The organism is Streptomyces sp. NBRC 110028 (assembly GCF_001417735.1).
Taxonomy (GTDB): Bacteria; Actinomycetota; Actinomycetes; order Streptomycetales; family Streptomycetaceae; genus Streptomyces.
The window spans coordinates 89,054-100,118 of record NZ_BBUZ01000042.1; the positions used below are offsets into that span (position 1 = coordinate 89,054).

An 11,065-nucleotide genomic window follows, 5' to 3' on the forward strand; every position below is an offset into this window, starting at 1 on the left:
GATGGAGCCCGCGTTGTCGGAGCCGGTGGCCAGTGGGGCGAGTCCGGCAGCCAGTGCCGCACCCGAGCCGCCCGACGAACCGCCGGGGCTGTAGTCGAGGTTCCATGGATTGCGTGTGACGCCCCACAGCTCGGGGCGGGTGGTCACGGCGATCGAGAACTCCGGCGTCATGGTCCGCAGATGCAGGACCGCACCGGCGTCGATCAGTCGCTGGACCATCGGCTGCGTCTGCGTCGCGACGTTGCCTTCGGCCAGCAGGGAGCCGAAGCGATGGGACCTGCCGGCGATCGGCATCTCCTCCTTCACCGCGACCGGGATGCCTTCGAGCGCCCGGGGCGCCGGGCCTTCCCCGCGTACCTGGCCTCGGCGGCCCGCGCGACATCGTGGGCCTCGTCGAACATCTCCTCGGCGACCGCGTTGACCTCGCTGGTCTTGGCGACCCGTTCGATCAGCGAGTCCAGTACCTCCACCGGGGACAGCTCGCCCCGCCGAAACGCCCCCGGCATCTCGTCGGCCGACAGCTGCACCGGCGCGTCGACCGCAGTCCCGGCCACGCCGAGCTGATGACCTCACTCTTCGCCAGGGAGGTCGCTCTCGTCGCGAGCGCGCACGACCTGGCACACGGGCTGGTCGCCCTCGAAGACGGGGGCGCGAAGGGGCGGCGGGCCGTCTTCGTGGTAGGGCGGAGCCCGGCTCAGGCCGTGGCGTGGCAGGCGGCGATCTCCCTCAGCAGATCCATCACCGCGCGGGCGCGGACGGTCTGGGTCATGTCCTTCACCGAGGCGATCTTGACTTCGAGCGGTGGGCTTTCGTCCCGCAGCTCGAGTTCCGCGATCTCGCCGCCGCCATAGGTCTGTGTGGTCGCCGGCCGCTGGTTCAGCACGGAGTATCCGACTCCACGGGCCACCAGGGAACGTACGGTTTCGTAGCTCCGGGTCCGGTAGCGGACATCGGGTGCGGTGCCGGTGGCGGCCACCAGCGAGCGGAAGTAATCGCGACTGTGCGGCAGGTCGAGCAGGACGAGGGGTTCCGCGGACAGCTCGACCAGCGCCACGGTGGACTGCCGGGCCAGCGGGTGATCGGCCGGGACGATGACGTAGGCCGGAGCCTGCGCGATGGTCTCGCTGCGCAGGGTCGGCTCGGTCGGCAGACCGAGGCCGTAGGTGACGGCGAAGTCGATACGCCCTGCGCCCAAGGCCTGGACGAGTTGATCCGTCTCCGCTTCCACCACATCGATCTCGATGCCCGGGTAGCGGCGGGTGCACTCGCTGAACAAGGGTGGCAGGTAGTACGGGGCCAGCGTCACGAAGCAGCCGATGGCCACCGGCCCGGAGATCGTCTCACCGTCTCCCCGGGCCTCCCGCTCGACCTCGCGCGCACGGGCCAGCAGCTCACGCGCGTGCTGTTTAAGCCTCTCCCCCGCGGGCGTAAGGGTCAGTCCCCGGCCCCTGCGGCGGATGAACAGCTGCACCCGCAGGTCGCGCTCGAGGTTCTGGATGGCCGCGGACACGGCGGACTGCGCGACGTGAAGCGCCCCCGATGCCTCCGTCATCGAACCGCGCTCGGCGGCGACGAGGAAGTAACGGAGCTGGAGGAGGGTGAAACCCACCGGTGGCGTCATGCGTGCCCCTCGCGCCTGGTGATACGTGACCGTGCCGGCGTCGACCTTACGCGGCCGTGCCCAGGTGTGCTGTCCCGGCACGTTGGTGACGGGCGACTCGCCCTGAAAGTGCTTGAACGAGGCGAGGGCCTCTGGTTTCGGTGTGGATTGCGACATCTACCACCGGCACGCAGGAGGCCCTCGTTGATCCACCGTAACGCCCCGCTGCCCCCGACCGGCAGGCTACGTCCGGCCCGGTGTGTCATCGACGACGGGTGGCCGCTGCGCCGGGCGGCCGAACGGTTCCAGGTCAGTCACACCACCGCCGCCCGCTGGGCCCACCGCTACCGCCACCACGGGGCTGCGGGTCTGCACGACCGCTCCAGCCGCCCCCACCACTCACCACGCCGGACACCCGCCGTGGTGGAGGCGCGGGTGCTGCGGATGCGCCGTGAACACCGCATCGGCCCGCTGCGGCTGGCCGCCCGTGTCTCGGTCGCCACCTCCACCGCCCACCGCATCCTCCAGCGCCATGGCACGCCGCCCCTGGCTGCCTGCGACCGGGCTACTGGCGAGCCCGTCCGCCGCTACGAACGCTCCCCGCCGGGCGAGCTGGTCCACATCGACGTCAAGAACCTCGGCCGTATCCCCGAAGGTCGAACGCTTCCATCGCACCCTGCTCGGGGAGTGGGCCTACCAGCGGCCCTACACCTCAGAAAACGAGCGACAGGCCGCGTTCCCCAACTGGCTGGACTGGTAACCACCGACCCCACACCGGAACCAGCGGCCGCAGCCCAGCCAGCCGCGTCACCAACCTCTCCGCACAGCACACCTAGCGGCGCTCGGCGGACATGTCGGAGACATCCTCGGGGCGCAGCAGGGCGGAACCGGCGGTCTCCTCCAGGGACAGAGCGGCGATGAGGCCCCCGACGGCGAACACCATCAGGTAGGGGGCGGGCAGCAGGGTACTGCCGGTCGCGGAGATGAGCACGGTCATCAGGTACGGCACCGTACCGGCGAACAGGGCGGCGGTGAGGTTGTAAGGAATGGACAGGCCGCTCTGACGCCTGCGGGTGGGGAAGATCTCCGCAGACCACACCGCGTAGGTGCCGAGGATCGCAGCGAGGATCACACCGAGCAGCAGACCGGCGATCCAGGTTCCGACGAGCCCGGTTCGCATGAGGAGGAACGCGGGGGTGGAGAGGACCAGGAGGGACGCGGTGGCGCCGACAAAGACCGGTTTGCGCCCCACGCGGTCGGACAGCAGCCCGAACACCGGGACCAGCACCAACGCCAGCAGCGAGATCACCGTGGACAGCAGGGCGGCGCTGCCCGCCGAGTGCCCGAGGTGGTCGGTCTCGTAGGTGACCAGGTACGTCAGCACCGTGTAGAAGGGCACGTGCATGGCCGCCATCAGGCCCGCCGCCTGGAGCAGTCGCCGCTTGTCGCGGCGCAGCAGCTCCCGCACCGGGCTGCGCGGCAGGGTGTTGTTGGCCTCGAGTGTCCGGTACTCGGGGGTGTCCTCGATCTTGTTGCGGATGATGAAGCCGATGACGCCCAGCGGCGCGGAGATGAGGAACGGGATGCGCCAGCCCCAGGAGGTCAGCTGGTTCTCGTCCAGCCCCGTGGACAGCAGCAGGTAGACGAACGAACCGGCGAGGAAGCCCAGCAGGGAGCCGACCTCCAGCCAGCTCACCCCGAATCCGCGACGGCGCCGGGGGGCGCTCTCGGCGAGGAAGCTCGCCGCGCTGCCGAACTCGCCACCCGCCGCGAATCCCTGGATCAGGCGCAGGATCACCAGGAGCACCGGGGCGGCGACCCCGATCGCGGCGTAACCGGGGAGCAGGCCGATCGTCATGGTCGCGCCGGACATCATGAAGATGACCAGCGACAGCGTGCGCTTGCGGCCGATCCTGTCACCGAGCGGTCCGAACACCATGGCGCCGATCGGCCGGATACCGAAGGACACGGCGAATACGCCGAACACGGCGAGCAGTCCGGTGGTGCTGTTCTCGTCCGGGAAGAACACGGTCGCGACGGTTCCGGCGAGATAGGCGTACGCCGCCCAGTCGAACCAGTGCACGAACACGCCGACGGCTCCCGCGGCAACGCTCCTGCGCAGTGCGACGACATCGGTGGCCACCTGGGACTCGGTCGTCGTGACGGCGGTGTGAGGACTGGACATGTGTGCGCCTCCTTGGGGATGGGGTGGAAGAAGCCGGAGCTGTAGGGGTGCCGCCTCGGTCAGTGGCTCGCGTCTCGGGCCGGGCTCCGGTCGACACCGGTCCAGGCCAGGGCCCTCGCCCCGTCGAGCAGGGCCCGCTGGGCCTCCCCGCCCACGCAGAACGTGGCGAACTCGTGCTGGTGGTTGGTGGCGGGCAGCGAGCCGATGCCGATGTAGGGGTGGATGGCGGGCACCACCTGCGAGACGTTGCCCATGTCGGTGGAGGCGCGGTTCATCCGGGCGGCCTGCCCGGGCGGCGCGAACTGCCGCCCCAGAGCGAGGGCGTTCGCACGGTAGTGCCCGAGAGCGGTCTCGTCGTTACGGAACTCCGCGTACGGCTTGCTCTCCGGCTCGATCTCCAGCTCGCACCCAGTGGCGAGGGCGCCCGCCTCGAAGGCCCGCATGACCCGCGGTTCCAGCCCGGCCAGTTCGGCGAGGGTTTCCGCCCTGACGTACCAGCGGCCGGTGGCCCGCTCCGGGATGGCGTTCGGGGCGTCCCCGGCGTGGGTCACCACGCCGTGCACCCGGGCGGAGGCCGGCAGCTGCTGTCGGAGCAGCCCGATCGCGACCTGGGCCACGGTGAAGGCGTCGGCCGCGTTGATCCCGGCCTCGGGATAGGCCGCGGCGTGCGCGGACCTGCCGGTGTAGGAGACCTTGGAGTGGCTGACCGCGAACGGGCGGGCCTCGGCGACGTCGACCGGCGCCGGGTGCACCATCATCGCGAGGTCCACCCCGGCGAAGGCGCCCCGGTCGAGCATCTCGATCTTGCCGCCGCCGCCCTCCTCCGCCGGGGTGCCGTAGACCTCGACGGTGAGGCCGGCGTCGTCGGCGACGGCGGCCAGGCCGAGCGCGGCACCGACCGAGCTCGCCGCGATGAGATTGTGCCCACACGCATGACCGAGGCCGGGCAACGCGTCGTACTCGGCGCACAACGCGATCCGGACCGGCCCGCTGCCGAACCGGGCATGGAAGGCGGTGTCCAGGCCCAGGTAGGACGAAGTGACGTCGAATCCGGCGCGGTCCAACAGCTCGGGTACGGCGGCCGCCGCCCGGTGTTCTTCCCAGGCGGTCTCCGGGTCGGCGTGCAGCCGCTCGGACAGCCGGATCAGCTCCTCGGCGTGCCGGTCGATCTCGTGCCGAGCGGCCTCTTTCAGCGCCCCCATCACCGATCGCCCGGCACGCCGTACGAGGGGGCGGAGGCGGGATCGAGCCCACGGCGCACGTAGTCGTCCCGCTGCGGCAGCCAGACGGCGAGGAGTTCGGCGAGCCGGTCGACAGGGTCGTCGGCCCAGTCCACGCGCAGATCGGTCACCCGCCAGTCCACGTCCGCGACGACTGCGAGGCCCGCGGAGTACACCGGCCCCTCCTCGCCACCGGCCGCGACGGCCGCCTGCAGGGCGATGACCAGCCGCTCCTCCAGCTCCCCCGAGGCACCGGAGTACGCGTCGAGGAGGACGCCGGGGATGTGCTCACCGCACAGCATGTTGCCGGCCGCCACCGCGCCCTCGGCGGTGGCCGAGGCGTACCTGCCCAGGGTGTGCGAGCCGCTGTAGGCGAACCCGGGCCCGGAGCGGCCCACAACGGTCAGCTGGCGGTAGGCGATGGACTTCGCGTTCCGCGCCGCGCCGGTGACACCGACCAGCGCGCGTTCCGCGTCGCCGTGGTCCGCCAGCCCCTCCAGCAGGCTCGTGCCGAGCGTGGGGTCGGTGATGTTCTGCGAAGCAGCCGCGCCGACCCCGGGTCGCAGATGGGCGACCCGGGCGGCGACCGCCGGACTGGACGAGCTGGCCACCATGCCGAACCGCTCGCCGTCACGGACCACCAGTGAGAACGTCATGCCTGCTCCTCCTCGGGGATCACGGCGACGGCGTCGATTTCGCACAGCCACTCCGGACGGGCCAGGGCCGACACCACCAGGCCGGTGGAGATCGGGTGGACGCCCTTGGTCCAGCGGCCCACGGTGCGGTACACCACCTCGCGGTAGCGCGGGTCGATCAGATAGATGGTCAGCTTGACCAGGTGCTCCATCCGGCTGCCCGCCTCTTCGAGCAGCATCTGGATGTTCGCCATGGCCTGTTCGGCCTGCGCCTCGGCGTCGCCGATGCCCACGGACTCGCTGGTGTCGAGGTTCTGGCCGATCTGGCCCCGTACGTACACGGTGTCGCCTGCGACGACGGCCTGACAGAGGTCGTTGTCGAGGTTCTGCTCGGGATAGGTGTCGCGGGTGTTGAACGGGCGGATCCGGGTGTGCCCGCCGGCGACGATCGGGGCCTTCACCTGGCGGCCCTCGCTCGTGGAGGTCATCTTCTGCTCCTCAGTTCTGCCGGCTCGCCGGCGCGGCGCCGGGCCGGTCGGTGGTGCCGTACGCGAGGTATCCCCGCTGAGTCGTGATGTGGTCGGCGACGTACCTGGCGTCATGCCAGACGCCCCAGATGAAGCTCGATCCGCGGCGGGACAGCCAGGGCAGGCCCAGAAAGTAGACCCCGGGCTCGGAGGACACGCCGCGTCGCTGGTCCGGCCTGCCGTGCTCGTCGAACGCGTCGACCTCGAGCCAGCTGTAGTCGGTGGCGAAGCCCGTCGCCCAGACGATCGAGGTCACGCCGGCCCCGGCCAGGTCGAGCTCCAGACGGGGGTCGGCCACGCCTTCCGGGTCCGGCCCGAGGACGTGGGCCTCCGGCTCCTCGGGGAGGTCGAACCCATTGCGCTCGACGTACTCGTCGGCCGCCCGGAGGAGTTCGAGGTACTTGGCGTCGCCGAGCGCGATGTTCGTGGCGAGATCCGGCGCGAAGTGCAGCACGCCGTCGTCGTAGGACGCGGTCAGACCGACGAGTTCGATGCCGTCGGCGGCCAGGGCACGGAAGTCCACGGTGTGGCCGCCACGGGCGCCGCTGACCGCGATGGTGACGTGTTCGGCACCTCGCGGAGGCGTCTCCTCGTCCCAGCGCCCGAGCACACCGAGCCACCAGCAGAAGTCACGTCCGCGGTACTCGCGGGCGGGACGGTCGTGCGGACCGACGGAGAGGAGGACCCGGCGACCGGACCGACGCAGCTCGTCGGCGATCTGGACTCCCGAGGAGCCGGCACCGACCACGAGGACCGCGCCCTCGGGAAGCTGTTCCGGGTTGCGGTACCCGCTGGAGTGGATCTGCACGGGGACGGCACCGTCCGGGACGATGGGCGGGATCACGGGTCGCTGGAACGGTCCCGTCGCGGCCACAACGAAGCGCGCGTCGATGGAGCCCTCCGACGTCTCGACCCGGAAGCCGGGCCGAGCGGAGTGTTTACGCACCGAGGTCACCTCGACACCGCACCGGATCGGGGCACCGATCTTCTCGGCGTAGGTGACGAAGTAGTCCGCGACCTGCTCCTTTGAGGCGAAGGCATCGGGGGCGAGGCCAGGGAACTCCATCCCTGGGAACCGGTCGTGCCACGCGGGGCCGTTCGCCACCAGGGAATCCCAGCGCTCCGAGCGCCAGCGCTCGGCGATACGGTGCCGCTCCAGGACGATGTGTGGCACACCGTGGGCTCCCAGGTGCTCGCTCATCGCCACACCCGCCTGGCCCGCCCCGACGACGACTACCTCAGTCTCTTCACTCAACTTTCAGCCTCCACTCCATGCGGCAGTCCATTGGTTGTCGCGTTGACTGTGCTACCGCACGAGGAATCCTCCGACCCGGGCTATAAATCTGTCCAACAGATGTTTCCGCCGTAAGCGATCTGATTTATAGAAGAAGAACGGGCGCAGACCGAGGAAGCCGTCGCCGTGGTCCGCCGCGGCCGTCTGGTGATGCTGGGCATGCCCCGCGTCGGCCAGTCACTCCCCGACGTCCGGCCCTGGAGGCTGCCATGACCCCCGCCCAGGCGTGACGGCCGCCAGGCGGGCACCGAGCGTCGCCGCCAGCGGGGGGCCACATCGGTCAGGAGCGCCGCGAAGAGCGGCACCCCGATCAGTGTCTCGGCCATCGCCGGCAAGCCGGAGTCGACCGCAGCTTCCTCTACCGTCACCGCGACCTGCTTGCACTCGTCCATGCCGCCGAACTCGAACCGGCAGCCCAGGACCCGGCCGGCGGATCGCCGGTGAGCCGGGCCTCGCTCCAGGCCGACCTCGCCAACGCCCAGGCCCGCAACACCCGCCTGGCCGCCCGCGTTCAACAGCCGGAGAAGCGCCTCTCGCAGACGCCGGGAGCTCAGGCATGGCGGAAGTCGGGGCCAGGAGCCTCAACAGACATCGACGAGCTCCAACGGAAGATCACGAGGCTGGAGCAGCACAACGTCGCACTGACCTCCGCGTTGGAGGAGACCCGTTCCGATCTCGATGCCGCAAGGGCAGCCAACCGGGACCTGACCAGCGTGCTGAACCAACGCGGCTGGGTCGGACCCAGCCGACTGCCAGGACCGTTGCGAGGCCAGGTCTGGGTGGTTGACGAGATCCCGCCCGATCGGATTGATCGGGCGGGATCCCGGCGCTTCAGGGACTTGCCCAAGAGCGGCATCCGAACGCGAGCGCCGGCTGCAGCGATTGCTCGGCAGATCCCGGCTATCTCTTCCGGCTACAGGGCGGCCTGATTCGAAGTGGCGTGGATGGAACCGAGTAGGTTGAGGGCCTGGGCGCTGGGGCTGCCGGGTTCGGCCTGGTAGATGACAAGTTGCTGGCCCGGAGCGTCGCGTACGTCAAAGGCCTGGAAGGTGAGCGTCAGGGGCCCGACGTCCGGGTGGAGGAAGTGCTTGGCGTCCTGGGTCTTGCCACGCACGGCGTGGGAGTTCCACAAGCGGGTGAAGTCCGCGCTGTGCTCGGTGAGGGATCGGACGAGTTCCCCCAGCCGTGGGTTGTCCGGGTCGAGGCCGGCCGCCTGACGCAGGTGGCTCACGGTGGCCTGCGCCGTGCGGCTCCACCGGGTGTAGAACTGTCGGCCTGCCGGATCGAGGAAGGTCATGCGGGCCAGATTGTCCGCTTGCCGGAAGGGTGAGTGCAGGGCCCCGGCCAGGGCGTTGCCCGCCAGGACGTCCAAGGTCCGGTTGATGACGAACGCCGGGGCGCCCGGGTAGCCGTCCATCAGCTGGCGAAGGGCGGGACTGACGCGGTCCGTGGTGTGGGTGAACTGGTTACTCGGCGCTGTCCCGGCCAACTGGTGCAGGTGTGCGTGTGCGTCGGGGTCCAGTCGCAAGGCGCGGCCGAGCGCGTCGAGTACTTGGGCCGAGGGGTGGCGTTCGCGCCCCTGTTCCAGGCGGGTGTAGTAATCCGCGTTCACCCCGGCCAGGACCGCGACCTCTTCACGGCGCAGTCCAGTGACCCTGCGCACGCCGTAGCTCGCCATGCCGACGTCCTGCGGCCGTAGGCCCGCCCTGCGTGCGCGTAGGAACTCTCCCAGGAGGTTGTCGGTCATGTCCTCAGGCTAGGGCGCAGGGGCGGTGTGCTGCCTGGGTGCGGTGCACCCAGGCAGCACACGTCCTGGTCGGCGGTCTCCGACCTGTCCAGACTCGGTCGGGCAGGACAGATCCGCACCCATGGACGAGGGGAGTCCGTCATGACAGGGAACACGGAGGAGAGCCATGCCGACGTGGTTGGCATGTGGGTGACCGCGGACGGTCACATCCGCCAGGAGCTGCGGGCGGACGGCCGGTACGACGAGGCCCGCGGTAACCGGCGCAGCGCGTACACGGGCCGCTACACGGTGACCGGCAGCCATATCGATTACGTCGACGACTCCGGGTTCCACGCGACGGGCGACATCCGCGATGGCGTGCTCTACCACGAGCACCTCGTGCTCTACCGAGAGGAAAAGCAGGCATGACAGACACAGCCAAGGTCGTGGCAGTCACCGGAGCGAGCAGCGGGATCGGCGAGGCGACCGCCCGCCGACTTGCCACAGACGGCCACCGTTTGCTCCTTGGAGCGCGGCGCACCGATCGTCTCGATGCGCTGACCAGGGAGATCACTGCCGCAGGCGGCACTGCGGCGTTCCAGCGGCTGGACGTCACGGATGCCGACGATGTCCGGGCCTTCGTGTCCGCCGCCCGCGAGCGCTACGGCCGAGTGGACGTGGTGGTCAACAACGCCGGAGTGATGCCGCTCTCGCCGCTGGAAGCGCTGAAGACCGAGGAGTGGGACCGCATGATCGACGTGAACGTGCGGGGAGTCCTGCACGGTATCGCCGCCGCCCTGCCCGCGATGCGCGCTCAGGGCGGCGGGCACTTTGTGAACATCGCCTCTGTCGGCGCCTACGAGGTCTCGCCCACCGCCGCCGTCTACTGCGCCACCAAATTCGCCGTCCGCGCGATCTCCGAGGGACTGCGCCAGGAGTCCATCGGGAACATCCGGGTCACCCTCGTGTCCCCGGGCGTGACCGAGTCCGAACTCGCCGACAGCATCTCCGACCCTGCTGCCAGGGAGGCCATGAAGACCTACCGCGCCGTGGCACTGCCCGCCTCCGCCATCGCGGAGGCCATCGCCTACGCCATCTCCCAGCCTTCGCAGGTCGACGTCAACGAGATCGTCGTCCGTCCCACCGCAAGCGCCCAATAGCCCGCGGTAGCGCCACACGCGTTGCACGCGAAACTGTCGATCACACCGGAGCTGAGCTGCACAAAGTGGTCTCCACTCGCCTCGCGCCACACGGTTACCCCCAGAAGAAGGCGGCAGTCGTCCGGGGAGAACTCGTAGGGCGCGAGGGACGGGGGTGTCGACCACCGGTGGCTGACGTTGCCCTGCGGGCAGGTGGCCTCCTTCACGTCCCAGTTGATCGTGAAGGCTTCGCGGTGGAAGACGGTGCCCTTGCGGGACTGCCGGGTGCTCCTGGCCCGGATCGGTCCGACCAGGCCGAGGGTCTGTCAAACGAGTGGTGTAACTGGGGCTGATGGGTTACTGACGGGCTGCGGAGAGGCGGCCGTCGAAGGTGATGTCGAAGGCGTTCAGCGCGGTCTTCCAACGCATGGTCCAGCGTGCCTGGCCCTTGCCGGTGGGGTCGAGGGACATGATCGCCATGTAGACGCACTTCAGGGCGGCCTGCTCGTTGGGGAAGTGGCCGCGGGCCTTGACCGCCCGGCGGATGCGGGCGTTGACCGACTCGATCGCGTTGGTGGTGCAGACGATGCGGCGGATCTCGGTGTCGAACCGCAGGAACGGGATGAACTCCTCCCAGGCGTTCTCCCACAGCTTCACGATCGCCGGATACTTCCGGCCCCAGGCGTCGGCGAACTCGGCGAACCGCTCCAGGGCGGCCTCTTCGGCCGGCGCCGTGTAG

The 11,065-nt window shown here is 70.0% G+C and carries 11 protein-coding genes and 2 pseudogenes; 3 read left to right on the plus strand and 10 right to left on the minus strand.

The features are described from left to right. Positions 1 to 15: 15 nt before the first annotated feature. From ASC60_RS44250 to ASC60_RS32210, 3 genes and pseudogenes are all read right to left on the minus strand, one after another. A pseudogene (locus ASC60_RS44250) lies at positions 16 to 294 on the minus strand (amidase family protein); the annotation flags it as partial. Positions 295 to 302: 8 nt separating this feature from the next. Next, complete coding sequence (locus ASC60_RS42395) at positions 303 to 554, minus strand: hypothetical protein (protein ID WP_055557194.1); 252 nt, start codon at positions 552 to 554, stop codon at positions 303 to 305. Positions 555 to 694: 140 nt separating this feature from the next. Continuing rightward, the gene (locus ASC60_RS32210) at positions 695 to 1,621 is read right to left on the minus strand and encodes a LysR family transcriptional regulator (protein ID WP_063787254.1); all 927 of its coding nucleotides are present in this window, start codon (positions 1,619 to 1,621) and stop codon (positions 695 to 697) included. A 183-nt stretch (positions 1,622 to 1,804) separates the two neighbouring features. On the opposite strand from ASC60_RS32210, the pseudogene ASC60_RS40095 reads away from it, so the two are divergent. Continuing rightward, positions 1,805 to 2,436: pseudogene (locus tag ASC60_RS40095) on the plus strand (leucine zipper domain-containing protein). Here the strand turns inward: ASC60_RS40095 and ASC60_RS32220 are convergent. The 6 genes from ASC60_RS32220 to ASC60_RS32250 form a co-directional block, all read right to left on the minus strand. Beyond that, on the minus strand, positions 2,433 to 3,785 hold the full coding sequence (locus ASC60_RS32220; RefSeq protein WP_079038768.1) for an MFS transporter: 1,353 nt from the start codon (positions 3,783 to 3,785) through the stop codon (positions 2,433 to 2,435). The pseudogene ASC60_RS40095 and the gene ASC60_RS32220 overlap by 4 nt on opposite strands. 59 nt (positions 3,786 to 3,844) lie before the next feature. Then, positions 3,845 to 4,987, minus strand: coding sequence for a M20 family metallopeptidase (locus ASC60_RS32225; protein ID WP_055557200.1), 1,143 nt, complete (start codon positions 4,985 to 4,987; stop codon positions 3,845 to 3,847). Beyond that, positions 4,987 to 5,661 (minus strand): DUF1028 domain-containing protein, encoded by a 675-nt coding sequence (locus tag ASC60_RS32230; RefSeq protein WP_055557202.1) that lies wholly within the window; start codon positions 5,659 to 5,661, stop codon positions 4,987 to 4,989. Before ASC60_RS32230 ends, ASC60_RS32225 begins: the two co-directional genes overlap by 1 nt. Next, complete coding sequence (locus ASC60_RS32235) at positions 5,658 to 6,128, minus strand: RidA family protein (RefSeq protein ID WP_055557203.1); 471 nt, start codon at positions 6,126 to 6,128, stop codon at positions 5,658 to 5,660. Before ASC60_RS32235 ends, ASC60_RS32230 begins: the two co-directional genes overlap by 4 nt. Positions 6,129 to 6,138: 10 nt before the next feature. After that, positions 6,139 to 7,422, minus strand: a complete 1,284-nt coding sequence (locus ASC60_RS32240) for an NAD(P)/FAD-dependent oxidoreductase (protein WP_079038769.1) — start codon at positions 7,420 to 7,422, stop codon at positions 6,139 to 6,141. A gap of 952 nt (positions 7,423 to 8,374) precedes the next feature. Then, positions 8,375 to 9,208, minus strand: coding sequence for a helix-turn-helix transcriptional regulator (locus tag ASC60_RS32250; RefSeq protein WP_079038770.1), 834 nt, complete (start codon positions 9,206 to 9,208; stop codon positions 8,375 to 8,377). Between the two features lie 141 nt (positions 9,209 to 9,349). Between ASC60_RS32250 and ASC60_RS32255 the strand changes: the two genes are divergently transcribed. Next, positions 9,350 to 9,616 carry an Atu4866 domain-containing protein gene (locus ASC60_RS32255; RefSeq protein WP_055557209.1) on the plus strand — a complete coding sequence of 89 codons (267 nt, stop codon included), beginning with the start codon at positions 9,350 to 9,352 and terminating at the stop codon, positions 9,614 to 9,616. After that, positions 9,613 to 10,347 carry an SDR family oxidoreductase gene (locus tag ASC60_RS32260; protein WP_055557211.1) on the plus strand — a complete coding sequence of 245 codons (735 nt, stop codon included), beginning with the start codon at positions 9,613 to 9,615 and terminating at the stop codon, positions 10,345 to 10,347. The genes ASC60_RS32255 and ASC60_RS32260 overlap by 4 nt, the downstream gene beginning before the upstream one ends. A gap of 336 nt (positions 10,348 to 10,683) precedes the next feature. Here the strand turns inward: ASC60_RS32260 and ASC60_RS32265 are convergent. Beyond that, the coding region (locus ASC60_RS32265; protein ID WP_199831104.1) for a transposase at positions 10,684 to 11,065 on the minus strand (382 nt) is incomplete at its 5' end.

What these genes read in the sequence shown, in the direction of transcription:
- ASC60_RS32255 (WP_055557209.1), top strand. Translation starts at nt 9,350, where the DNA reads ATGACAGGGAACACGGAGGAGAGCCATGCCGACGTGGTTGGCATGTGG.
- ASC60_RS32260 (WP_055557211.1), top strand. Translation starts at nt 9,613, where the DNA reads ATGACAGACACAGCCAAGGTCGTGGCAGTCACCGGAGCGAGCAGCGGG.
- ASC60_RS32220 (WP_079038768.1), bottom strand. Translation starts at nt 3,785, where the DNA reads ATGTCCAGTCCTCACACCGCCGTCACGACGACCGAGTCCCAGGTGGCC.
- ASC60_RS32250 (WP_079038770.1), bottom strand. Translation starts at nt 9,208, where the DNA reads ATGACCGACAACCTCCTGGGAGAGTTCCTACGCGCACGCAGGGCGGGC.
- ASC60_RS32225 (WP_055557200.1), bottom strand. Translation starts at nt 4,987, where the DNA reads ATGGGGGCGCTGAAAGAGGCCGCTCGGCACGAGATCGACCGGCACGCC.
- ASC60_RS32235 (WP_055557203.1), bottom strand. Translation starts at nt 6,128, where the DNA reads ATGACCTCCACGAGCGAGGGCCGCCAGGTGAAGGCCCCGATCGTCGCC.
- ASC60_RS32230 (WP_055557202.1), bottom strand. Translation starts at nt 5,661, where the DNA reads ATGACGTTCTCACTGGTGGTCCGTGACGGCGAGCGGTTCGGCATGGTG.
- ASC60_RS32210 (WP_063787254.1), bottom strand. Translation starts at nt 1,621, where the DNA reads ATGACGCCACCGGTGGGTTTCACCCTCCTCCAGCTCCGTTACTTCCTC.